Origin of the sequence: Clostridium sp. (assembly GCF_051278035.1) — a bacterium.
Classification (GTDB): Bacteria; Bacillota; Clostridia; order Clostridiales; family Clostridiaceae; genus Clostridium_AD.
In genome coordinates, this window is sequence record NZ_JBNMNU010000005.1 from 1 (window position 1) to 24,673 (window position 24,673).

Annotated in this window: 24 protein-coding genes and 2 pseudogenes; 3 read left to right on the forward strand and 23 right to left on the reverse strand. The window is 30.7% G+C overall.

Going from position 1 to position 24,673, the window contains the following annotated elements; translation table 11 throughout:
• The 3 genes from ACJAX4_RS01670 to ACJAX4_RS01680 all read right to left on the reverse strand — a co-directional run.
• A partial coding sequence (locus tag ACJAX4_RS01670) for a DUF3732 domain-containing protein (RefSeq protein WP_435787716.1) occupies positions 1 to 1,619 on the reverse strand: 1,619 nt, incomplete at its 3' end.
• Positions 1,616 to 2,074 carry a three component ABC system middle component gene (locus ACJAX4_RS01675; RefSeq protein WP_435787717.1) on the reverse strand — a complete coding sequence of 153 codons (459 nt, stop codon included), beginning with the start codon at positions 2,072 to 2,074 and terminating at the stop codon, positions 1,616 to 1,618. The genes ACJAX4_RS01675 and ACJAX4_RS01670, both read right to left, overlap by 4 nt.
• Entirely contained in the window at positions 2,075 to 3,298 is a 1,224-nt protein-coding gene (locus ACJAX4_RS01680; protein WP_435787718.1) for a hypothetical protein, read from the reverse strand.
• A gap of 533 nt (positions 3,299 to 3,831) precedes the next feature.
• On the opposite strand from ACJAX4_RS01680, the gene ACJAX4_RS01685 reads away from it, so the two are divergent.
• Both ACJAX4_RS01685 and ACJAX4_RS01690 read left to right on the forward strand, forming a co-directional pair.
• Positions 3,832 to 4,650, forward strand: coding sequence for a recombinase family protein (locus ACJAX4_RS01685; RefSeq protein ID WP_435787719.1), 819 nt, complete (start codon positions 3,832 to 3,834; stop codon positions 4,648 to 4,650).
• Positions 4,651 to 4,757: 107 nt separating this feature from the next.
• A complete protein-coding gene (locus tag ACJAX4_RS01690; RefSeq protein WP_435787774.1) occupies positions 4,758 to 5,354 on the forward strand; it encodes a recombinase zinc beta ribbon domain-containing protein in 597 nt (198 codons plus the stop codon).
• A gap of 234 nt (positions 5,355 to 5,588) precedes the next feature.
• On the opposite strand, the pseudogene ACJAX4_RS01695 reads toward ACJAX4_RS01690, so the two are convergent.
• The 17 genes and pseudogenes from ACJAX4_RS01695 to ACJAX4_RS01775 form a co-directional block, all read right to left on the reverse strand.
• Positions 5,589 to 5,786: pseudogene (locus ACJAX4_RS01695) on the reverse strand (DUF255 domain-containing protein); the annotation flags it as partial.
• A 614-nt stretch (positions 5,787 to 6,400) separates the two neighbouring features.
• Positions 6,401 to 6,706 (reverse strand): nucleotidyltransferase family protein, encoded by a 306-nt coding sequence (locus ACJAX4_RS01700; protein WP_435787720.1) that lies wholly within the window; start codon positions 6,704 to 6,706, stop codon positions 6,401 to 6,403.
• 1 nt (position 6,707) lies between these two features.
• Positions 6,708 to 7,109, reverse strand: a complete 402-nt coding sequence (locus ACJAX4_RS01705; protein WP_435787721.1) for a nucleotidyltransferase substrate binding protein — start codon at positions 7,107 to 7,109, stop codon at positions 6,708 to 6,710.
• 209 nt (positions 7,110 to 7,318) lie between these two features.
• Positions 7,319 to 7,520: pseudogene (locus tag ACJAX4_RS01710) on the reverse strand (DUF255 domain-containing protein); the annotation flags it as partial.
• Positions 7,521 to 7,771: 251 nt separating this feature from the next.
• On the reverse strand, positions 7,772 to 10,237 hold the full coding sequence (locus ACJAX4_RS01715) for an ABC transporter substrate-binding protein (RefSeq protein WP_435787722.1): 2,466 nt from the start codon (positions 10,235 to 10,237) through the stop codon (positions 7,772 to 7,774).
• A gap of 210 nt (positions 10,238 to 10,447) precedes the next feature.
• Positions 10,448 to 11,068 (reverse strand): DUF2812 domain-containing protein, encoded by a 621-nt coding sequence (locus ACJAX4_RS01720; protein ID WP_435787723.1) that lies wholly within the window; start codon positions 11,066 to 11,068, stop codon positions 10,448 to 10,450.
• 14 nt (positions 11,069 to 11,082) lie between these two features.
• Positions 11,083 to 11,388, reverse strand: coding sequence for a PadR family transcriptional regulator (locus ACJAX4_RS01725; RefSeq protein WP_435787724.1), 306 nt, complete (start codon positions 11,386 to 11,388; stop codon positions 11,083 to 11,085).
• 218 nt (positions 11,389 to 11,606) lie between these two features.
• On the reverse strand, positions 11,607 to 12,083 hold the full coding sequence (locus ACJAX4_RS01730) for a GNAT family N-acetyltransferase (protein ID WP_435787725.1): 477 nt from the start codon (positions 12,081 to 12,083) through the stop codon (positions 11,607 to 11,609).
• A gap of 126 nt (positions 12,084 to 12,209) precedes the next feature.
• Positions 12,210 to 12,848, reverse strand: a complete 639-nt coding sequence (locus tag ACJAX4_RS01735; protein ID WP_435787726.1) for a hypothetical protein — start codon at positions 12,846 to 12,848, stop codon at positions 12,210 to 12,212.
• Positions 12,849 to 12,924: 76 nt separating this feature from the next.
• Entirely contained in the window at positions 12,925 to 14,043 is a 1,119-nt protein-coding gene (locus tag ACJAX4_RS01740) for a hypothetical protein (RefSeq protein WP_435787727.1), read from the reverse strand.
• A 102-nt stretch (positions 14,044 to 14,145) separates the two neighbouring features.
• A complete protein-coding gene (locus ACJAX4_RS01745) occupies positions 14,146 to 14,526 on the reverse strand; it encodes a MerR family transcriptional regulator (RefSeq protein WP_435787728.1) in 381 nt (126 codons plus the stop codon).
• A 47-nt stretch (positions 14,527 to 14,573) separates the two neighbouring features.
• The gene (locus ACJAX4_RS01750) at positions 14,574 to 15,695 is read right to left on the reverse strand and encodes an aldo/keto reductase (RefSeq protein ID WP_435787729.1); all 1,122 of its coding nucleotides are present in this window, start codon (positions 15,693 to 15,695) and stop codon (positions 14,574 to 14,576) included.
• 301 nt (positions 15,696 to 15,996) lie between these two features.
• Positions 15,997 to 16,821: an ATP-dependent sacrificial sulfur transferase LarE gene (larE, locus tag ACJAX4_RS01755; RefSeq protein WP_435787730.1), complete on the reverse strand. Its 825-nt coding sequence runs from the start codon at positions 16,819 to 16,821 to the stop codon at positions 15,997 to 15,999.
• A 103-nt stretch (positions 16,822 to 16,924) separates the two neighbouring features.
• Positions 16,925 to 18,085: an aldo/keto reductase gene (locus tag ACJAX4_RS01760; protein ID WP_435787731.1), complete on the reverse strand. Its 1,161-nt coding sequence runs from the start codon at positions 18,083 to 18,085 to the stop codon at positions 16,925 to 16,927.
• A 145-nt stretch (positions 18,086 to 18,230) separates the two neighbouring features.
• Positions 18,231 to 18,521, reverse strand: a complete 291-nt coding sequence (locus ACJAX4_RS01765) for a hypothetical protein (RefSeq protein WP_435787732.1) — start codon at positions 18,519 to 18,521, stop codon at positions 18,231 to 18,233.
• Between the two features lie 548 nt (positions 18,522 to 19,069).
• Positions 19,070 to 19,981, reverse strand: a complete 912-nt coding sequence (locus tag ACJAX4_RS01770) for a DMT family transporter (RefSeq protein WP_435787733.1) — start codon at positions 19,979 to 19,981, stop codon at positions 19,070 to 19,072.
• Between the two features lie 210 nt (positions 19,982 to 20,191).
• Positions 20,192 to 21,349 (reverse strand): PucR family transcriptional regulator, encoded by a 1,158-nt coding sequence (locus tag ACJAX4_RS01775; protein WP_435787734.1) that lies wholly within the window; start codon positions 21,347 to 21,349, stop codon positions 20,192 to 20,194.
• Between the two features lie 132 nt (positions 21,350 to 21,481).
• Between ACJAX4_RS01775 and ACJAX4_RS01780 the strand changes: the two genes are divergently transcribed.
• The gene (locus ACJAX4_RS01780) at positions 21,482 to 21,901 is read left to right on the forward strand and encodes a DUF3842 family protein (RefSeq protein ID WP_435787735.1); all 420 of its coding nucleotides are present in this window, start codon (positions 21,482 to 21,484) and stop codon (positions 21,899 to 21,901) included.
• A 9-nt stretch (positions 21,902 to 21,910) separates the two neighbouring features.
• Here ACJAX4_RS01780 and ACJAX4_RS01785 read toward each other — a convergent pair whose 3' ends face one another.
• The 3 genes from ACJAX4_RS01785 to ACJAX4_RS01795 are packed head-to-tail and all read right to left on the reverse strand — an operon-like array spanning position 21,911 to position 24,594.
• Positions 21,911 to 22,675: an energy-coupling factor ABC transporter ATP-binding protein gene (locus tag ACJAX4_RS01785; RefSeq protein ID WP_435787736.1), complete on the reverse strand. Its 765-nt coding sequence runs from the start codon at positions 22,673 to 22,675 to the stop codon at positions 21,911 to 21,913.
• Positions 22,672 to 23,484 carry a cobalt ECF transporter T component CbiQ gene (gene cbiQ / locus ACJAX4_RS01790; protein WP_435787737.1) on the reverse strand — a complete coding sequence of 271 codons (813 nt, stop codon included), beginning with the start codon at positions 23,482 to 23,484 and terminating at the stop codon, positions 22,672 to 22,674. Before cbiQ ends, ACJAX4_RS01785 begins: the two co-directional genes overlap by 4 nt.
• Before the next feature lie 57 nt (positions 23,485 to 23,541).
• Positions 23,542 to 24,594 carry an energy-coupling factor ABC transporter permease gene (locus ACJAX4_RS01795; protein ID WP_435787738.1) on the reverse strand — a complete coding sequence of 351 codons (1,053 nt, stop codon included), beginning with the start codon at positions 24,592 to 24,594 and terminating at the stop codon, positions 23,542 to 23,544.
• Between the last annotated feature and the right edge of the window lie 79 nt (positions 24,595 to 24,673).

The window sequence follows — 24,673 nt, forward strand, 5'->3', positions numbered from 1 at the left end:
CTACTTGGCTGATCAATTATTAAAAAAGGCAAAATATACGGAACCTGATTGTTTATTATTAACTGATGCATACCTAAAAACAAGCACAAATGCATAAACAAATGATCGGAGCTACTTGTAATATTAGCTGTGGTAGTTGCTTTACTTTTGCGTAATTTCAGAACCTTTTTGCTATAATCAAATGTTGCTAGGTATGTACCATATTCATCTAAAGCAGATTTGGCAACTTTTATATATGTTTGCACATAATCATTTAATGCATCGATCATCGTTGCTTTGCTTTCTTCTGGAGAATTATATACATCTTTTAATTCCGAAAAATCCTTTTCTTTAGCTATAATTGATTCATCAACTGTATCTGGAGATACTTCCTGATTAATCAAACGTAAAAATTCTGTTTTTATTTCACCAAGAGAAATAAGGCGCTCTTTATCATTTTTAACCGTATCGTCGACATCCGGTACTAATTTTAGCTTTTCCTTTATATTATTTAACTCTTTTTCAAGCTCCTCTATTTTGTCATCAACGCCATATTCAAAAGGCATTTTATCTTTTATGGCTTTCTTAATATTTGCTAATTCAAATTCTAAAACATTGAGAAATTGCCTATATTCATCATTAGAAATGTTTTCTGAAAAGGTACTGTTAATATATTTAATAGGCTTAAGTGCAGCTTCTTCACCACCTAAACTTTTTTTATATGTTGCATATCTATTTTTAAAACGTCCTAACTTAGTAAGTTGTATTTCCAACTTCTGCTTTTTTTGTTTTAATTCTTCAATTTCTTTGTTTTCTTTAACTTCAACTAACGATAGATTTCCTGTCTCTAATATGTTTTTAAACTCTCTTACACATTCATCCAACTCTATCAAGTTAGGAGAAATAATTTTTGCTTCCTTTGCCTTTTTTATAATAATTTTTAGGCTTGTAGTCCGATTTTCAATCTCTTTTTCTAATAAGTTTTTATCTTTTTCAAGTTTCTGTATATCTCGTTCCACGTTAGCAATTTTATCTTGTATCATCAAATTTTCAATAGTAGTAATTCCTAAAGCCAAATCAAAAATGCGAGGTAATGCCTCTCTATATCTAGAAAGATCCATTTTATCAAAATAATTTTTACTATGATCAATAACATCTCCAGATAATGTATTAAATAGCATAAAGTATCTATAGGATATTTTTGAATTCTGCTTTATAGTTTTACCACCATAACCAAATGTAACTTTTGTATTTATTGAAAATTCTTGCTCAATAATTTCCTTTAATTGAGATTCACCTATAGTTGACCACGGTAATTTCGGAATCTCTCCAACCGACGAAAAATAATAATCTGTAGACAACTTGGTTTCGTTTTCAAATTTACCCCGTGCTATAGTGTACGCTTTTCCATTGATATGAAAATACAACCCATACCATAAAACATTTTCGCCGATATGTTCATGCGAAATATTACTTTCACTTCCACACAAGCAATAATCTATAATTTCAAGAACAGCTGTCTTTCCAGTTTTACTGTTACCAGTAATAACATTTACTTTATCATTTTTAAATTCCAAAGTTCTCTGATCACCATTTTTTAACCATAAAATTATTTTTTCAATATAAAATGTCATATTCATAATTCCACTCGCAAGCTTAGGTACAAACTACTTGCCGCCTCCTTTGTTAATATTTCAGTCAAATTACTACTAGTACCAATAATATCTTGTGCGGCTTTACCTAATGTTTTTTCATTAAAATCAAATTCGTCACCAGTAAAAAGAAGAATGTTGTTTTCTATATGTAATAGTTTTAACTGTGACATTAACAAAATAGAATTAATCGATAAAGGCAACTTTTCTTGAAATCTCCAATTGAAATTTGAAAAAACAATATTTTGTTTTACCATCAATTCTTCAATGCTTCTAACCTTGCTATTAGCATTTTTTAGATAATTTCTAATACTTTTATAGCTCAACAAAGGTTCTATCAATAAGCACTTTGTTATTTCCAATTTTTTTGTTATTTTCAAAACACTGAGGATAGCTATCCCTGTTAAGATTTCATTGCTTTGAAACGAATGTGTATTTTCCATTTAATACTTCGCCTCCCATTCTATTTTCCATCCAATCTGACTTTCATTAGACAAATAGTAAAATTCACCATCGCTTAAATCTACACCTATGTCAGTGGTAAGCATTTTTAATTCCTTAGTTCTAATATCGTCTAAACAATTTATAGCGTTGATATGGTTCAGTGCTAAATTTGTTTTAGTTAATCTATGTGATCTCTTGTGAGTATTTTTCCAAATAGAAACAGCAGCTTTATGAAATTTCTCCAAATCAGATTTTGTAATTTCGCCATCAGTATGCCATTGATTTAGATTCATCTGTACACTAAGCATAAATTCAGAGAACTCTGCTACTTGTGATAAATCATCATCTTCAATTTCGCCAATTTCTATCAATTCTTTAATAAAAGGCTGTTGAAATAAATTTTCTGGAAATACTGCTTTAAAACTTCTTACAGGTAAATTTGTACTGCGATTTTTTTCAAAAATACAGGTGTATTTATTCATCCATTCATCAAATGTAATGATCTGATGTTTTCCTACCTTTACATTATTAAAAAATTCTTGCTTAAGTTCAGAAAATAGTTCATTAAACACATCATTAACTCTATCATTAGCAATCATTTTTCTTTGTATATTTAATTTGATACTTGTAATAATTTCATCACCAGTATCTATAAAGTTTAGCTTTTTAATGAAAGATTTTAATACATTTGCATTCATATCCAAAATATCTTGAAGATGACTTTTTACATTTTCATCTTTGGTATCTTTTTTTAAATCAGACAAATAATCTGTAACTTCTTCAAAATTCAGTTTTCTATTTACAAATTTTTTGATGATAGTTATAAACTTGTTATTAGATATGTTTTTATTGGTCGCTAGGATAAATTCAGTATTTTCTAAATATGCTAATTGAGCTTTATTTGTTTTCCTTTCTTCTGTCTTATCACAAATAACCTTACACCAATTTGATAATGACTTCCATAAATCATCATCTTTATCTGTAAGATTAGTTGGAACTTTCTTTGCACTTTTTTGAACAGTATGTTTCAGTTGGACTAATTGGATGATTACTTTCCTATTTGAGGGTAATTCTATATGAACATCATCTTTTGCTTCAAATCCAATTGATTGTCCATCATCTAATTTTAAAAGTTCGTTTATAAAATAGAAATATTGGAAATCAAAACCTATAATTTTTGTATCTGCTGAAGTCAAATCATACCTGTTTTTTTCCTCATTCACAAAATCACCATCCCCACATATATACATAGGATAATTATACCATATTTTTCTACAATATAAATGCTGATTTTGTTAATCTTCCGACATATATCGCACTGCCAACAATAAAACCTTCAACGTACTGAGGATTTTAGTCTTAACAATTTTGAATAAGCAGGAGTGAGCGTGGAAGGATATCTATTCCTGCTTATTCTTTACTCGTAATATGTAATCCTTTGTTCCATCACGATTCCAGATTTGAATTGAATTTCTAGCTTATCTTTATTTTATAGCATCATCCTTTAATAGCTTTTTTATTTTAATAATTACTTAGTTAGCGCTAGTAGAATTAATGTCTTTTTTCAAATACCCCATAGTTGTATAAGAAATATTATATATTTCTTACATAATTTTTTGACTGTCTCCCTTATTTCAATATAATGTAGAAAGTTTAATTTAATTATAAATAAAAACTTGAAACTTATATAAATCTTTTTCTATAAATATATTATTACAACTCAGGTATTAATTGAAATTTAGAGAGGTGGTTAAACATGAATAACGAACATGATATTTATAAATTAATTAAATTCGTTGCAATTTATTTAAGAAAATCTCGTGGTGATGAAAGCACAGATTTAGAAAAACATAGAAGCATATTAGTAGAATTATGTAAGAAGCATAATTGGAAATATGTCCAATATGAAGAAATCAAGAGTGGGGATAGCCTCGCCTTAAGGCCAGAAATTAATCGTCTACTAAATGATGTCCGTGGGGGTTTGTATGATGCTGTAGTTATAGTTGATTTTGATAGGCTTTCTAGAGGTGACTCAGGTGATCAGGATACTATAAAAAAGGCATTACAGAAGAACGGCACATTAATAGTTACTCCTAATAACATATATAATTTAAATAATGATGATGATGAATTTAGAGTAGATATTGAAGGTTTATTTGCTAGGCAGGAATACAAAAAAATCAAGAGAAGGATGCAGCAAGGTAAAAAAATAGGTGCTAGACAGGGTGACTGGACAAATGGGCCCCCCCCTTATCCATATCAATATCAAACTGGAAAAGAGAATTTAAGCGAGAAAGGATTAGTTGTAAACAAAGATAAACTAAGGATATATAGAACTATGGTTGATATGGCTCTTAAAAATGTGCCTTCCAACCAGATTGCATTTAACTTAAATAGGCTATCTATTCTATCCCCTCGTGGGCTTAAATGGTCTCCAGTTACAGTTGATCGGATATTAAAAGATGAAACTCACTTGGGTAATATAATTAGTAACAAAGGCATTGGTAATAGTCATTCTAAAAGGAGTCCGAATGCCAAAGAGTACAAAAAAATCCTAGAGAAGAATGGATTATAGTAGAAAACTGCCATGAACAAATTAAAACTCTAAACGAGCATTATACTATCTTATCTCTCATAAAGAAGCGAAAAGTTATACCCGTACGCTCTCGTAAAGGCGAATACATTTTAAGTGGCCTAGTTAAATGCGGTATCTGCGGTTATGGTATGCAGTTTATAACTAAAAATAATGGAACTGTATGTGTAAAAAAATGCCAACATACCGATCCATACGGAAATGAGTGTACAAATCGTGGAGGAACTTCAAATTATATATTAGATGCAATTAATCAAAAGTTATTAGAATTTGAAGATAAGATAATATTAGAAATTAACAATGTGCCTGATGCAGAAATTGCATCCTTAAAAAATCAAATTGAAATTTGGAAGAAGGAACTTTGTAAAAAAGAGAAGGCTTTTGAGCGAATCCAAGAAGCCTATGAGAATGGCGATTATGAATTAGATACTTATCGTAAAAGAAAAGAAAAAGTTAATAAGGAAACTAATGAAATTAAAAAGGAATTATACATTCTAGATAAACAACTATCCAACAACGAAACAGTAAGCAATGTAGATAAACTTAATGCTATTAAGGAGTTCAATAAAAATCTATCAAAGAACTGTTCACCATCTGATCTCAATAGACTTTATAAAACATTGATAGACTCTATTATTTGGACAAGAGTTGGTGACACTATAAATATTAATGTAAATTTTCTCTAGGAGTTGAGATAATGCGGTACAAATGTTTAAATGTAACTACCACATTATAAAACTGTAATAAATCATTTCAACTCCAAGTATAAGACAGAGGTTATATATAATCTCTGTTTTTCTAATCCAATTATAAATCTATCCAAAATGTTAGTAATTTTAGTTTTTTTTAAAATCTGAACCAACATGTGAAGGTAATTAAAAGCAAACTTATTTATTATTCAATATGTAGTATCATTTACGAACATGCCACCAATGGCAAGTAGAATAGCCGACTGAAAGGAATATTGGTTTATCCTCTGCTTTTGCCTTTGCAAAAGCTTCTTCACCCCACGGATTCCAATTTACTGGGTTATAAGCATGTTGCAGAAGGTATGGAGACATTTCGTTAATTAATCTGTTAGGCTTTCTGTTTTCTTTAATAGTATCGGATTTAGTCATAGTTACAACAACTCCTATCAAATATGTATTAACAATATTATACCCAAGGTAGCTACTTTGAGTCTCTAATTATATACTAACTTTTGTACTCTAAAATAGTTTTTGTTGCACCGCAATTTCCAATTTTCTATTAGCTGTTTTATCCTCAATAGTACCCATTAATTCATTTGCACTATTTAAGCTTGTAAGTCTCATGATACTTTCATCTTTAGTTTTGTAACTTAAAAAATTAGTATTACCATACCAAATTGTTTTTCTATTGCTTTATGAAATTCAGATGATGCTGCTAGCGTAATAGCTGTCCCACCTAATTTAATAACAGAGATAGGTTCTATCCAATTTCACTTCTATATTATTAATAGAATTTTTTAACTTTTCAACTTCTAAGATAAGTTCATATATCAGCTTTTCCATTTTAAATTCTCCCCTTTATTTAGTTATATTGTTCATACTTATCACATGCTATTTCTACTATGTCCATTATGCGAGTTAAAATATTAGCTATAAAAAACCTCCCTGAATTTGATTTATACAAATTTAGGGAGGTTTTCACTCAATAAACATTTCATTTCAAAGTTCTCAGTAAACATAATTAACAAATTATTTAATTCATCTCATACTCTCTCGAATATAATTTTCCCTTCATCAACTATATGCTTCTTAAGATTGTCATTCGATATAATTTCATAATGAAGTATGTCAAAAAAATAAGGCAATGGCGAAGTTTCATTTAAATAATCATCTAACTTAAAAATAACCTCACTTGTTATCTGCTCACCAAAAATAGCTATATCAACATCAGAACCTTTCTTATAATTTCCCATCGCTCTACTTCCAAATATAATAGCCTTTTCTATAGTTACAAATTTTGCTATTGCATCTTTAATGTATTCAATATCTCTATCTATTAATCCAAACATACTATAATTCCCCCGATAATCGATCATGCATTTTTTTAAGTTCTGGAAAATATAGTTCCACTATTTCTTTTGACATTTTATCAGCCAACATTTCATCATAAGTATGTGTCGTCAGATTCCTATTTGCTAATGCATCTATCCATACATGACCATTATCTATTAACCCAATTTGAAAGGCTTGCTTAATTGCTTCTCTTGGGCTTTTTACAACATATCCTTCAGTTTCTAAATAATCTTTTAATACCTTCCAGGCTAATTCAAAAGTCATTTCAAAAAATTGAATTATACCTGCTTTTTCTAGTTCTGAAGTTATTTGTTGTTTTGAATATTTCTCCATCAACTTATATGATTTATTGAAATTCTCAAATCTCTGTTTCCATCTAATATCCTTTAAGTTATCCATAAATACACCTCTTATATACAGTATATATTAATATGCTATTTGTACAAGTTTAATATCATGAACGTATATAAAAATTTAAATCAACTAATTAACTTTCCATATAATGTCTTACCAAATAGTATTATATAATAAACGTGATTTAATAATATTTAGCTTTTTAAAAATATTTTTATATTGTTTTTCACCTATAAGAACAAAGGAATTAATGCGGAATATCTTTTATGAACATGACACCAATGACAAGTAGAATAGCCGACTGAAAGGAATATTGGTTTTAGCCTCAGCAAAGGCTTCCTCTCCCCCTGGGTTCCAATTTACAGGGTTATATGCATGTTGCAGAAGGTATGGAGACTTTTCATTAATTAGTTTGTTGGGCTTTCTGTTTTCTTTAATAGTATCGGATTTAGTCATAGTTACAACAACTCCTATTAAATATGTATTAATAATATTATACCCAAGGTAACTAATTTAAGTCCAACGTATTTGAGAAGCGATTTGCATTCAAAATTTGTAACTATTTCAAAGGATACATTTGATTATGCTAAAAAAGGCGCAAAAATAATGATTAAACATAAATGGATGTAAGATCCTCCACAAATGGAAGACAGAAATCAGCATTAAGGCATATGCCTTAATGCTGATTTATTTTTAAGGTTAAATTTTTATTCTATAACAATATCTTCAAATCTTACTATTCCTAAAGGGTTTAACCTTGCGCCAAATACGCCAGTATTAGTAGCTATTGCAACTTGAGGATGATATAGAGAAATCCATGGATAATCATCAACAATTTTCTTCTGAATTTCTTCATACATATTAATACGCTTAAGTGGATTTAATATTTCTTTAGCAGTATTCATCATTTCTAGAACAGCTTCATCATTATATCCAGTAAAATCAGTATAATTTGTCAAATTAAAATTAGGTTGGAGAAAATTATCAGGGTCTCCAGTATCAGCAATCCATCTACTTATAAACAAATCATTGTTAGCTATATTTTCAAAGTATTTATCTGAAGGAACCTTTTCAACTACACATTCTATCCCCGCTTTATTTAAATCTTCAACCACATATTGAGCAATTTTGTTAAATACAGTGTCACTGTCACCTTCCCTTATAAGTAGCCTAAGCTTTTGCGATGAGCTTATTCCTTTTTTAGATAAAAGATTTTTCACCATACTAGGATTGTAATCAAAAGTAGGCAAATATTTATTATCTATTATGCTAGGCGGGAAAGGCCCCCTTGATTCAATAGCCATTCCACCTAAGATTTCGCTTATAATTCTTTTCCTATCAATAGCGTAATTTAATGCTCTTCTTATATCCACATCTTTAACAAGCTCGGAATTGCTATTTAGATTAAAACCAACATAGTAAGTTCCCATAACATCTTTCATTTTAATAGAGGAAGATTTAGAATTTTTCAAGCTTTCCATAAGACTTTTATTATCTGCAGTAATAAAATCATAATCCTTATTTAAAAATTTTTCTGCTGCATTTTTAGGTTTAAACTCAATTTCAACTTTGTCTGAATAGGGAGCACCACCGTAGTAATCCTCAAAGGCTGATAGAGTACAACCGTCAGTTCGTATTTCTTCTAAAATGAAGGGACCACAGCCCACGATTTCACCTTTGTCTATTTCTTCTTTAGCAATAATAGAGCAACAGTATTGTCCAAGGTTAAGTAAAAAACCTGTGTACGGAACTGTAAGTTTTAAAGACAATCTATATTTATCTAATACTGTTATTCCAATAACTTCTTTAGCAATGCCTTTTAAATACTGAGTAGCACCTTCTATATTTTCAAGAAACCAACTATTCGGTGATTTACATTTTGGGCTTAAAATTCTTTCATATGTATATTTAATATCATTGGCAGTCAGTTCGCGCCCGTTATGAAATTTTGCACCTTTTCTTAAATTAAAGACCCAAGTTAAATGATCCTCTTCTACATACCAACTTTTTGCTATTCCGGGAGAAACCTCGCCTGATGAACCAATCGTAAGTAAGGCTGAATGAACATTTACTATTACTTGTCCACTCTCTTGATCAAGTGCAAGACATGGATCAAATCCAAGCGGAACACCATGCAAACAGGTCCTTATAATGGTTTCTTCTTTAGCATCTGATGGAACTTCATTAATCAATTTATCAGATATGTATAATAAATCTTCTGAAACTTCTGTTAAAATGTTAAGAGATGTTTTTGTATATTGAGTGTTTAAAGAAGCTGATTCTACAACTGATAATAATTTCACTGAAGTATGGTTCATCTCTTCTGTGGAGCTGATAACACCTTCTAAATTTTGAGTTTGATTTACTAGAGCTAAGTTTATCTCTGCTGTTACATTAGTACTAGTTTGGACTGCTTTTATAATATTTTGGAAAACCAGCATTGTGTTATTAGCTATTTCGCTTCCTTCTTTTACTTTTGCAGTTGTCTTATCCATAGCATTAATAGTATGTTTTATACTACCGTTAATTTCATCTATTGTCTTAGAAATAACTCCAGCAGACTCTACACTTCGTTCTGCTAACTTTTTAATTTCTTGTGCAACTACTGTAAACCCTCTTCCCGCTTCTCCAGCCCTTGCGGCTTCAATAGATGCATTTAAAGAAAGAAGATTTGTATGATTAGCAATATCTTTAATAATATTTAACATTTCATTAATGTGTGCAGATTTTGTGTTAAGGTCCATAACAACTGTCTTTGCGTCGTCGACAGATTCTTCTATGTCAGTCATCGCTTTAATAGAGTTATCTACAGCCCTACGTCCTTCGTATGCTATTTCCATGGTTTGTTCTGCTATTTGTTTTGAATTTTCGGTGCTCGCGAGTACCTCCTCAGCTAATGCAGAATAATTAGTAATCTCATTTACCAATTTTTCAATTGAATCCATCTGTACTTCTACATATTGATTAATATTGTCTGTAATCCCAATTAAATTTTCTGTGGCGAAACCGGTTTCATCAATTTTGTTGCTTATTTTATTTACAATACATTTTTGGTTGTGTTTCAAAAGAGCAAGTTTATTTTGAGATGTCGAATGTTTAGTGTTGTCATCCTTTGTATTGTTTTCGCCTTTAATATCAATAGTGCTTGTTTTCGTTCTCTTCCAATTTAGCATATTTATCCCCCTCGTAAAAAATGGTTTTTAACAACTCTATATACATTATTAGACAAAATAATGAAAAGGTCAATATAAATATTGAATAATCAGAATTTTAGCACCAAAAATTCTGTAATAACTACAAATTCACTTAAATTGTGATATTCAAAACTTCCTTTAATAAGTAGGACACCCGCACTTCGTTTATTCACTGTACTGTAGATAATATCATTTAAGTTTCTTCAGAGCTTTATTGTATCCATGTTGAATCTTATAACTAAAAACTATATAGATGATTATAATTATAGGCAAAGCATACATGAGTATCCCTCTAAATAATACAAAGGGTGTTTCGAGCCAGAATGCTGACCAAAATGTATTACCAGTCATACCCCACAATCCAGGTGTTAGATAGAGTTTTTTTGGATTCATAAGTGCTTCAATTGTAATACTCCTTGATGATAATAAAGTAATAAAGAACACAAGCGTAATTGTTAATACCTGCCTTAGCATTTTTCTAATTCTTATAATTCTTGCCTTTTGAGAATCTTCATCTGAGAACAACTCTACTTGATTCTCTACTTGTTCATGAACAAAGTACTGGGAACCAGAACTTTTTGATCCAGCAATATGCTTCCATCCAAAGTCTTCATATAATGATATATATGCTTCAAACTCCTCTTTGTTAGTAAACATTCTATAATCCATTACTAAGTTGTATTGTTTTTTTTCGACTTCCCTAAATGTGTATCCAAATCCTATTTTATCAATAAGCCAACCATCGCCAGCCATCTTTTTAACCCAGACTTCTTCTTTTAGATTGTTCATAAATATTTTAAATACTTTCATAAGTCCTCCTAATGTTATTGCTTATTGGCAATATCAACCATATGTTTCATTCTTTCAGTATCTTGTATCAAAATTTCATTTCCTAGTGTCGTACGCTCATATACTTTTCTTCTTTTATCTGCATTTGGCACAGACTTTATATAGTTCAACTTGAGTAAATTCTCTATTGCTCCATACAAGGTTCCTGCTGCCATCCTTACAGCACCGTTTGATAGATCATCAACCTGTTGCATAATCAGATACCCATGCATTGGTTCTTTTAATGCCAAAAGTATATAAAATACTGTTTCAGTTAATGGTAACTTCTTATTTCGTCTCATTGGCCCCCCTTTGTATAGCATACCTATACAGTTGAACTGTATAGGTATATTATATACAGTTCAACTGTATATGTCAACTGTATATTTCTCAATTAAAAAGAAGCCTCCTCAACAGAATGAGAGATGCTCCTGATAAAACTAGATGATTAGAAGTGACACCAATGGCAGACCTATTATCAGACTGAAATGAAGATTGGTTTATCTCTTACTATAGAAGCCTAAAGTCTAATTTTCATAAAGCCCACTGTGAAGGGTAAATGTTTATACTTTCTTGAACCTGTATGTATAAATCCTAATCCACTGTACCAATTCCTTAATTTCGTACTTTCTTCAATTAATCCAATAGTCATTTTACTACTTCCCATTTCCCTGAGTTTGTCCATTGCAAAAGCAATCATTTCTCTGCCATAACCTTTATGACGATATTCTACCAATATAGCAAGATTATTCAGTTCAAAACCCCCACCATCATTCTTACTAAGTGAAAAAAAACCTACAATGATATCATTATCCAGATAAGCAAACATTGCTCTACCTTCATCATACTGCTTATATATTTTTTCAACTTTCATAAAACTTGCATTCCCTGGACAATTCTCTTTTGTAAGACTAAATTCTTGTGCTACCGTTCCAAAACTTTTTCTGATTACTTGTACACATACTCTAATCTCATATCTTGCTATCCGCCTTATCATTTTTATCACTTCCATACTCACATTTTATTAATAATCTTTACTTCCTAATAAATTACAAGTCATATTTAATTACTAATCAATATGTATTAACAATATTATGCCAAATTGAAGAAAGTTGACCTTTAATCACGTAATCTTTCCAAATCCTTCAAAATTAATATCTTCCAAAAATACATTTTCTTTTTTAGCTTCATCTTTTGAACGATATACCATGAAATCGGGTGAACTTTTAAGATTTGTGATAAGTAATTCAATGGATTTAGGATTTTTAATAAGTTTAAGTTCTTCTGAAATCTCACACTGATATTCAAAAAACTGTGAATGCTTATTTCTCTGGTTCATCTCTATATCAGATATATTGTAGGATAGCTGCATTTGTTCATACTCAACTATGTCTCTCCAGTACGGATAAAAAGTGACAAGTTCCAAGAACTCTTTAAGGCAGCCCGCTATTTTCCCATGCTTACCTTCTTTATTTATATATCCAACTGAGCAATCATCATCACTCCCAAGTGCACCCGTTCCACCGATTGTCCCGAAATGAGTTCCATTACTATCAACAGCGATAATTGCTAGCATCGGAACAGGATAGAATTCAAAATTCCTCAATTTATCTGTAGTACAGAAAATCAAATCACAATTATCTTCAAGTAGTTTATATATTTTCTTTTTATGCTCATTTCCATCAACTGGAATAATCATTTTTCCTGATGCAATCATTTCTATTTCTTTACCATCTTCAAAGCGAACACAGTATGCATTCAACTTATTAGTTTTTTCAACGTCTATTAAAAGTTTTTCAGCGATATCGATAACCTTTCATCCTCCTTTCTAATAAATATTATTTTTTGGAAACCAACACAAAACTATCTATACTTTCATCTAAATAAAGATCTGGTTCTTCATCATAACTCAAATAAAGCACAGAAGAATCCCCACCATCAGCCTTAGTGAAATTAATAGATATTACCCCATGAAACTTATATTGTTTTGAATTTATCATACTCAAAATTTTCTCTTGTACCTTTGTATCCTTCATGAAAATTTCAACTTTATATTTCCCTATAAGTATATCCTTTACCTTATTTCCATTTTGCCAGACTTCTTCTCCCTGTTTTATAATTTTAACCTTGAATTTTTCCTGAGGAGTTTCCTTTACTACTTTTCTCAAGATAAATTTTCCATCTGCAAACATATCATAGATCTGTTGCTTTCCACCAAGTTTATTATCATATATAGATTCTGAATTTCCAAAACCATCCGTTATTATCTTATTTACACTGCTGTCTACAGTATAGTTATCGTTAACTCTCCTAACATAACCCTTAAGGTTAACATCTTGAAACTTAAAATAATATTTGTGTACTATCTGCCCAATACCATTTTTATCAGGAATAACAAAATAAAAACTGTAGTTGTTTTCTTGTGGATAACCAATGGTTTCCTTTGTTTCCACTCCATTTTTTATCTCCTCCAGAACTTTCTTTATCTTATCCTTATCTTCTATCCTTATTGATTGTTCAACTCCTGATTTTTCAACTATAAGTGCAGTAGCTTTGAAGGTGCCCTCTGTAATTCCATTTCCAGATGGCAATTGGCCATCGCTATTTTCTGTCAAAGCTTTATATAGCATCCACTTACCATCTTGTTTTGCAGCTACATATCCCTTCTCCTTCTTAAATTTCAAAGAATATATCTTTGTACCAACCTTTAGAAAAGTAGCATCCCCATCTTTCAGATGATACTGAGAATTTGCTTTACCATCGACTAGATTGTATTTAATGCTTCCAACTTCTAATCCTATTATTTTTTCATCAGTTATTACCTGATCATTAGCCCCTATATAATTAACACCCTTTATCATAAAGGTATCTGCATAGTCAATAACTTGACTGCCACAACCGATGGTTGATATTAACACAATACTTATAATTATAAAAATAGCAATTAATTTTCTCAAACGCTACCCCCAATTTACCTATATGTTTTACTTTATGTGGTTATTATATCATATTTTATATAATGTTAATTGGGTTTCTAATAGTGTTGCTAGAATGGATAGCTAATCCTTTTTCAATTCTTCTTCTTTTACCAATACTCTTTCTTCATATCCGTCAATTTTTATATCCAGACGCTTAATTGTTTGCTGCATTTCTTCGATTTTTTCAGCAAGATGACTACGTTGTTCAATCAAAAGTTTTTTTCTGGCCTTGATTGTAGAATTCCCTTGCTTGAACATTGTTACGTACTCTATTAATACTTCAATCGTAAGTCCTGCACCACGCATACATTTTATAAACTCAACCCAATTACAATCTTCTTCTATATAGTCCCTAATTCCGCTCGAATTTCGATTCACTGGTGGAATCAAGCCGATTCGCTCATAATACCTCAGCGTATCTGCTGTTATATCATATTTTTGACTTGCTTCTGAAATCCTCATAGAAAAGTACCTCCTTTGCCCAATGAAATTTGGATTTGTCTACATTGCTAATTTTCAAATGTATTTGCTACTTCTTTCAGATATTTTGTTATCTCTATGTGCTGTGGGCAACTTTCCTCACATTTTTTACATTCGATGCAATCCGACGCTTTACCATATGTTTTAGTATAATTTGCATAATATAAACCTTGAGTAGAAAACAATTGATTTAGTGCTTGTTTCTCTGCATTATATAGTGCAAAGTATTCTGGTATCGGAATATTTTTCGGACATCCGTCTACACAGTACTGACATGCAGTACAAGGAACAACAATCGCTTCATCAATAATCTTCACAGCTTTATTTACAATATCGTATTCTTCCACAGCAAATGGTTTAAATTCTAGCATATATCCTGTATTATCCAATAATTGTTCCAGGTCAGACATACCGCTTAATACCATCATGACATTTTCATGACTTGCCGCAAAACGAATTGCCCAAGATGACACGGACATCTCTGTATCATACTCTTTAAAAAGTTTTTCTGCTTCCTTTGGCACTTCAGCTAATGTGCCACCTTTAATAGGTTCCATAACAATAACCAATTTGTTATGCATTTTTGCCACTTCATAACATTTTCTAGACTGAATACTTTCATTCTCATAGTCTAGATAGTTTAACTGTAACTGGACAAAATCTACTTCAGGATGTGCACGTAATATTTCATCTAACAGGTCGGCTTTATCATGAAAAGAGAAACCAATCTTTCTGATTTTCCCCTCCATTTTCTTTTTCTGAATAAAAGAAAATGCATCTACTTTCTTTGCGATTTCATAATGAGCTACACCTAAATTGTGAAGCATATAATAGTCAAAATAATCTACACCAACTTTTTCTAACTGTTCATTGAAAATTTTATTAAGGTCTGACCGTGTTTTTAAAAACATGGTTGGCATCTTTGTTGCAACCGTAAAAGAATCTCTTGGATGACGTTTTACCAATGATTCTCTCAAAGCAATTTCACTTATAAAATTATGATACATGTAAGCTGTATCAAAATAAGTAAATCCTCTTTCTAAGAAAGTATCCACCATTTTATTTAATTGTTCAAAATCAATACTTGACTGATCCTCTTTATCTATAATTGGTAACCGCATACATCCAAAGCCTAATTTTTTCTGTTCCATTATTTATTCCTCCTATTTTTACTAATTAACATTTTTATATTGTTATTATAAACCCTGGAGTTCGCTCCAAGTCAAGTGTTTTTTAATCCCTCCAATTTGGTGACCTATATAATTGTCTAATTACCAAACTTTAGTCTTCTACTACGCCTCTTCTTACTCTCTGACCAAGTGCACAGATTACTGTAGCACCTACGATATATAAGAAAACAAGCCTTATCAACCAATAAAATTGGATAAGACTTATTTTTTATGCTTTTTAGTTCTGAATATGAAATAAACTAACTTTATCCACCTAAAATTTTTATTTACTTTGCTCATCTGAATTTTTCACCATAGTTTCATTGAAACTCCCTACTCTATATCCTTGCATATCTAAAGTTACATATTTAAATCCACATTCTTTTATCTTTTTAGCAATAGTATCTAACAGTTTTTCATCAAATAATTTACTTCTTTCATTTTTATTTACTTCAACTCTTGCTAAATCTCCATGACATCTTACTCTAACAGCTCTAAACCCTATGCTCATCATATATTTTTCTGCATTTTCAATCTTCTCAAAATCTTCTACTTTTAATTCATTCCCATAAGGTATTCTTGTTAAAAGACAAGCATATGCTGGCTTATCCCAAGTGTTAAGTCCTAATTCTTTAGAAAAAGCTCTTATTTCCGCTTTAGTTATTTTGCATTCTAAAAGTGGACTTTTTATTTCTAATTCCTTTAATGCTTTAAGCCCTGGTCTATAATCACTTATATCATCAAAGTTAGTTCCGTCAATTACACAGTTATAACCTTCATCCTTAGCAACAGATAAAATCATACTAAACACTGCAGTTTTACAAAGATAACATCTATTTTCCGGATTAAATTTTATTGAATCAATAATCGGAGCTTCTATAATCTCATGCTGTACTCCTAATTCTTTAGCTAATTCTTTTGCTTCTGCTATTTCCCACTTTGGAATATATGGAGACATAATTGTAACTGCTTTTACATTATCTCCAAGAGCTTCTTTAGCTGCTTTAAGTAAAAAAGTACTATCTACTCCACCTGAAAATGCTAAAACCACTTTTCCTAAACCTTTGATATATTTTATTAATTCATTATACTTTTCATTGTTCATCATTTATCTTTCCTCCTCCCACCCATAATGCATAATTTTAATTTCAAATTCTATCTTGTCCAATATTTAATTAACATAACCACTCCGAATATTTTATTAGTTATGTCTACTCAAATAATTCCTTAACATTTTTTAATTCTTCGCGGATTTTAATTCCTTGTGGACAATGCTCTTCACATTTACCACACTCTACACATTTATCTGCTCTCTCTGACGCATTTACAAATGCATTATAAAAATGCTTTAGTTCTGCTTCTGTCTTTGGGGTAGCAAGCACACTATATTGATTGTAGTGAGTAAAGTTCTTAGGAATGTTTACTCCTACTGGACAAGGCATACAATATTGACAAGCTGTGCAGTTAACTTTTATTCTTTCTCTATATATTTTTTTTACATCATCCATTATTTCTACTTCTTCTTCTGTTAATGAGTTAGGTAGTGCCTCGCTTGCAATTCTTAAGTTTTCACTTACATGTTCCATTTCGGTCATACCACTAAGTACTACAGCTACTTCCGGATAATTCCATACCCATTTTAGCGCCCATTCAACTGGAGATTTTTTAGTTTCCGCTTTATCAAAAGCATTTGTAACTGCGTCTGGAAGATCTTTAATTAGCTTTCCACCTCTAAGTGGTTCCATAATAACAATTCCAAGACCTTTATCTGCTGCATATTTTAATCCTTCTGTTCCAGCCTGGAATTTTTCATCTATATAATTATATTGAATTTGGCAGAATGACCAATCATAGTAATCTACTATTTCTTTAAATACAGCTAAATCATCATGAAATGAAAATCCTGCATATCTTATTCTTCCATCTTTAATTGCTGAATTTAAAAACTCATCTATTCCTAATTTCTTTAAATTTTCCCAAGCACCTCTATTTAAAGCATGCACTAAATAGAAATCTATTTTATCTGTTTGTAGACGTTCTAATTGTTCATTTAAATACTTATCCATGTCTTCTCTAGTCTTAATCAACCAACTAGGAAGTTTTGTAGCTAAATTAACTTTTTCTCTATACCCATCTTTCAAAGCTCTACCAACAAATGGTTCACTTTCTCCTCCACTTGCCATTCCACTTCCATGATAAGGATATGCAGTATCTACATAGTTTACTCCTTCATCAATTGAATGATGAAGCATTTCTATAGCCTTTTCCTCATCAATCTTTGTTACATCTCCATCAATAATAGGTAATCTCATACATCCAAAACCTAAAGCTGATACCTTTTCATTTGTCTTTCCTAATTTTCTATATAACATATTAACTCCCCCTAAATAAATTAAGCAATATTATAAAATATTCTTGCTAAAAGTTTGATCCTATAATGCTGCACTTTTCAAACATTCCAAATTTATTCTATCATCTATAGTGCACTCCAAGTCAAGGCTTTTCTCAAAAAAATAATTATTTTTTAGGTACTACTTTTATTTTTTTATTAATATCATTAAAAAGTTCTTTTGCGTCATATAATTTTTCTTTAAAGGGAATTTTTTTATTTTCTCTCTCTATATCAATTAAATTAACTCCATCAGAAAAAAGGTTATATTTAACCCCTGATAATTTTAAAATTGTTGGAGAAATATCTAAGAAGCTTGCCACAGTTTTTTCTTCCTTGTAGCTTTTATTATCAGGGTCACCCCAGCCATCACTAGTTAAACCAAGTTTGTTTATACCCTTAAATTCGTTAAAACCCATCTTAGGATAGGCTTCGTCTCTACTATAAAAACCCCCTCTATTACCATGAAAAGCTAAAGCTGTGTAACCATTTTCTACCAAAGGTTTAACGAAAGAATTTGGATAATCATAGGCGGAAATCTTAATCGACGGAAAATTACTTAGAGGTTCAATACTGTTAATAATCTATAAACAAAATTAGCATGCTATAATTTATTGGAATGCTAAAGTTTGTTATAGTACCTACACTCTCTGTTAGAAGAGCAGTGGCCTGAAAAAAAATATGAAGGTACATAAAATAGATAAATACTTTGTTTCAGTTATAATATCTCTAAAAAAATTAGTGCTTGGCGGCTTATTTATTTCAATATTGTTATTCAAAAAAAACACTCCTTTTCCATTGTTACATTTTAATTAATTTCAGATTTAATGTCTCACCGAGTATAATATAATTATATAACAAATGTGATTAAATAACATTTAATCTTTTATGAACATGGCACCAATGAGGAGTATTTTAAGTGAACCATTAACTATTATTTTCTTTTGTATCAATAAGTATTTTGTTTTTATGTTTGCTTTGAACGAAATTTAATTTGTGTTACAAGTATTCCTCCAAGTATAAGGATACAGCCTATATACCCTCTACTACTCATACTCTCCCCAAGTAAAACTGCACCACCTATAGCACCAAATACTGATTCCATACTTAATATGATAGCAGCATGAGATGGCTTGGCATTCTTTTGGGCTATCGCTTGCAGGGTAAATGCTACACCAACTGATAAAAGACCACCATAAAGTATTGGAACTAAAGCCTGTGATATGCCATTCATGGTAACCTGTTCAAATATTAAGGCTGATATTAGACTTAAAAACGAGCATGTTGCAAATTGAATGAAAGATAGTTTCAAAACATCCATCTTACTAGAAAAATAACCTATTGTTAAAATGTGTATAGCCCAAAATATAGCTCCTATAATTTCAAGTAAGTCACCATAACCTATACTGAAATTTTCATTTACGCTTAAGAGGTAAAGTCCAACAACTGCAATTACTACTCCAATCCACGATTTTTTTTCAATTTTATGTTTTAAAAATATTCCTATAATTGGTACAAAAACCATATAAAGTCCTGTAATAAAACTTGCTTTTCCAGCTGTTGTATAAATAAGACCAACTTGCTGTAGCGTTGCAGCTGCGTAAAGAGCAATACCAACTAACACACCTGATAAAATTGATTTTTTAGTATTTAATTCAATATTACTCTCATTACGGTTGTCACTTTTCTTTCTTTTATCGAAATAAATTATTAAGGGAATGAGAGAAATACTTCCAAGAGCAAATCTTAACCCATTGAAGGTAAATGCCCCTACATATTGAGACCCTACTCTTTGTGCAACGAATGCAAATCCCCATATAGCCGCAGTAAGTAATAAGAGCATATTAGAACCATTAGTACCTAATCTTTTATTATTCATTTTATCATCTCCTTTTAATTTAAGCTTTCTTTAATAATACCACTTTTTCACTTTAAAATATTTGTATAAAATACAATTAAACTTTAATATTTTTGTACTTTTTACAAATTTACCTTCTTGAAAAATTTAAGACATCTTATAAAAAAGAAATCCTATAGAATAGACTATAATAAAAATAGTTTATTCTATAGGTTCACTTGTACACTAATTCTAAATGTTATAAATCTTATGTAACTTTATAGCTATTGAAAGCTGTTCATAGAACTTGCCTTCATACTCTTCCATATTTAATAATTCTTTTATTTTTTTTATTCTATATCTAATAGTATTTTTATGTAAGAAGAGTGCATTAGCAGTTTCAGTAATTTTACCATCATTTTCAATATATTTAACTGCTGTATCAAACAATTCCATATTGTATTTTTCATCGTAATTTTTAACTGGCATTATTATTCTATTATAGAAATCATGAATCCATATTTCATCAATATAAGGCATAAGAATACTATATATTCCAATATTGTTAAAATAGTTAAAGGAATTATCTGATACTTCACTGGTTTTTTGAGCAAAAACACTTTCGTTTATTCCAATATCTAGTTTCTCAAGACTAGAATGTAAATTACTGACTCCTATATAATAGTCCGAAATATTAATCCCAATACGTTCTATCAAAGAATTTACTTTACTTTTAATACTTTTCTCATTAATCTTTTCATCTGTAATTATTATTAATACACCATCTCTATACTTTAAAACAGCGCTATAAATATCTGTATTTTTATTTTGTTTTAATCTTTCCAGCAGTGTAAGTATATTAATATTGTCAATATACTTTTTCTTTTTACAGTAAACAACAAAAATATGTTCTTTAAATCTACTATTTATTTCAAAGGCTATTTCTTTTACAGTAGCTTTGTTAAGGTTCTTTTTAACAAGAGTATCTATTTTAGTTTCCAGTATTTCATAGTTATCTGCAAACCTTATTTTATCCATTACTTCTGTAATAATATTTTCAAAGTATACACTATTATCAAATATAAATATTGGAAAGGATTTTTCAATTGCATAATTAACCACTTCTGCTGGGATATTATCATAATAAATATTCTTTATAGCCAAACCACTAGCACCATCTTCTATGAGACTTTTAACCGCTTCAAAGATAAAGTCGGAATTATCCTTTGCAAACATTAGACTGGTAAGTACAAATTCACCTTTAATAAATTGCCCTTCCATATTCGAAAAAAATTCCCAATCCAGTATTCCTACCTTCTCAACCAAATTATCAAGACCACTAAATCCTGATATTAATCTAAATTTTTTAAATGTATTTAATTTTGTTGCTTCAAAAACAGTAATAGCCATATCAATTTCTCCTTATGATAATTAATTTTGTTTGGGCTAAAAACAGAATATATTTCTATATTATAGTATAATGTTTATGTACATAATAATAAATATCATTATATAGTAAATATTTTTTTGAGAGGTGTCACCATGAAAATAGCCGTAATAGATGCACAAGGTGCAGGTCTTGGCCAATCAATTATAAAAAAAATCCGTAAAGAAGTTGACCTTGACGTTTATATTATTGCACTTGGTACAAACGCAATTGCTACTTCGAATATGTTAAGAGCTGGTGCGAGTGTTGGAATAAGTGGGGAAAAAGAAATTTGCTCGTTTTGCAGAACAAATAAAATTGAAAGTATAATCGGACCGATTGGGATAATATGTAGTGGCGGCATAAACGGTGAAATTACCGCCAGTATTTCAAGTTCCATATTTAATATGGATTGTACTAAATATATACTTCCACTACAAAAACATGGCATTTATATACCAGGCACACGAAATCTACAAATTAAAGATATAATTGAGGAGATTGTACTTAATGTAAAATGTAATTTTGAGCTATAAAATATAATGTTAACGATACGACTTTTCAAATCCACATCTTGGACAATTTTGTATACTTAACGGAATTTCAAGACTACATTTTTCCATTAATTCTGCATTAATCATTAATTCGGAAGTTAATCCATCTGCTATTATCCTGCCACCTTTTAATATGATAGTTCTTTCACATAATTCATATACCATATCCAAATCATGTGATGCAATAATTTTAGTGTGGTCAAAGCTTTTTAGAAGATTTATAAGACAACGTCTGGATTTAGGATCCAGAGCTGTTGTCGGCTCGTCCATAATTAGTATCTCTGGATGCATGGAAAGTATAGCCGCTATTGAAGCCGAACGCTTTTCCCCACCCGAGAGTTTATATGGTGCACGATCTTTTAAATGTAATATCCCTACAGTTTCAAGGGCTTTTAGCACCCGTTTTGATACTTCTTCCTCATCTATTTTATAATTACGAGGACCAAACGCTACATCATCATATACGGTATTCATGAATAATTGATCATCAGGGTCTTGAAATACCATGCCAACTTTTTCTCTTATGTAAGGTAGAGTCTTCTTAGTTACTGGAATATTTCCAATGCTTATATTACCATTACCGGGAAATATAATTCCAAGAATAAGCATCAAAAGTGTTGATTTGCCCGCACCATTTGCTCCCACTATTCCTACTGACTCTCCATGACGTAATTTGAAAGAAATCTCATTTATAGCTTTATTACCGTCTGGATAAACATATTGCAAATCTTTTATTTCAATTACATGATGACTCATTTAATCACTCCTGTCATAATTACGCCTATTAGCTTTGGTATATTATTATATCGAACGACAACAAAAAATAACACCCACAATATAGAATACATAAAATCATTAACACATATTTTAAGACTGTTATCAGTGTTATATTCACCTTGAAACCCTCTACAGCACATTGATACATATATACGATGGGCCCTATCTATAGTTCTGATTAAAAGCTGCCCTGTAAGTGGACCCCAATCTTTAAATCTTATTCCCTTTTGGAAAGGAGAACGCAAACTATAAGCTGTTGTGGTTCTCATAACTTCTTCAATTAACACAGAAATATAACGATACGTTAGAAGAAGTTGCATTACAAATAATTTAGGTACTTTTAGAATTCTAAGTGCCATAGAAATTTTATTCATACCTGTTGTGGCTATTAGTACAAGCGTAGCCGATACTGTTAATACACATTTAAAAATAATTGATATGAATGAAACCCATCCCCCAGAAATAGATATACCTCCTATGTAAATCATAGGCGTATGATCAAGTATTGGATTGAAAATGGCAATTCCTATAACGAATGGCAATACTATTAATGTTCTATTAATAATTGGTCTAACTGGGATATCGCTAAGGGTAATTAACGCCATAGGAAATAGAACAAGCGGCGTTAGTCCGCTTATTTCATATTTTTTAAAAGAAACAACTATTATCAAAAATATAATAGTCGTAACTAATTTTGCAAGTGGATGTACCTTATGAATAATTGTTTTTTTCTCACCAAGCTCATCCAAAAGCCTTATATTATATAATACTTTTCCCATATTAGCCATAATCTCATCAAATCCAATCTTAAGTATTCTATATACTGCATTATGTCCAGGCTTTATTTAAGATGCATTAATTCTATTCTTTTTCTTTATTATGCTTAAAACAAATCCTATTATAGATACAAGTATCAGTGTTAGCCCTCCACCAACAACCCCCGCCGTACTAGTTCCAGCACTTACAGATGGCCAAGATTTCGCTTTCACTTCAGTATTTTCAGTGCTTCCAACTTCTGTGGATTTAAAGTCATACCCTGGAAGAAATGCTGTTTTATCTTGAATCTCACCAAGGGTTTTATGAACACTATCGCTGGCCACTAATTCTTCTTGCCCTGAAGTTTTAAACATAGACCACTCAAGACCATCAGGATTAGCTGATGCAAACCATGATAGAACGCCACCTACAAGTGTTGCCATAACTATTAAACTTACAATTACTTTTGTCATTGATATATTTCCTATTGGTCTTGAAGTAGTAGCATTTTCTATGATTTCAGGACGTGCCTTAAAAACAAAGCTTACAACCGCAGTTATCACAAGACCTTCAACAGCACCAATAGCAAGATGTATAGGCTGCATTAAAAGCACAAAGGAGCTAAATGGTAATTCTGTTTTACCTGATAATACGGTTTCCATTACAACACTAAATGCACCAAGTTGTAGTCCTATTATAGATGCTATCATTGCTCCAATAAGTATTCGTTTCTTAGAATAACCTTTTCTCATTATTCTTTTATAAATAAATGGATATGCTATAAAACAAGTATAAAAACCCATATTAAAAATATTACATCCAAGTGCCAAAAGTCCGCCATCCGCAAAAAATAATGCTTGTATAGTAAGAATAGATGCCATAGTAAGAAATCCTGCGTATGGACCAAGTATTATCGCCAGAAGTAAGCCTCCGCCTAAATGTCCACTAGATCCTGTTCCAGGAATAGAAAAATTAATCATTTGTGCTGCAAAAACAAATGCGCCCATAACTCCCATTAAAGGTATTTTCTTCTCATCCATCTCATTTTCAACTTTTTTAATTGAATAAGCCGAAATTGCTACTGTTGCAGCCCACATTGTTCCACCTACAATAGGTGAAATTAAAGCATCTGCCATGTGCATAATTATACCCTCCTAGCATTATTAACTAAAAATATCTTTACAACATAAAAAACCACCAAAGTTAGGACATTGCATAAAC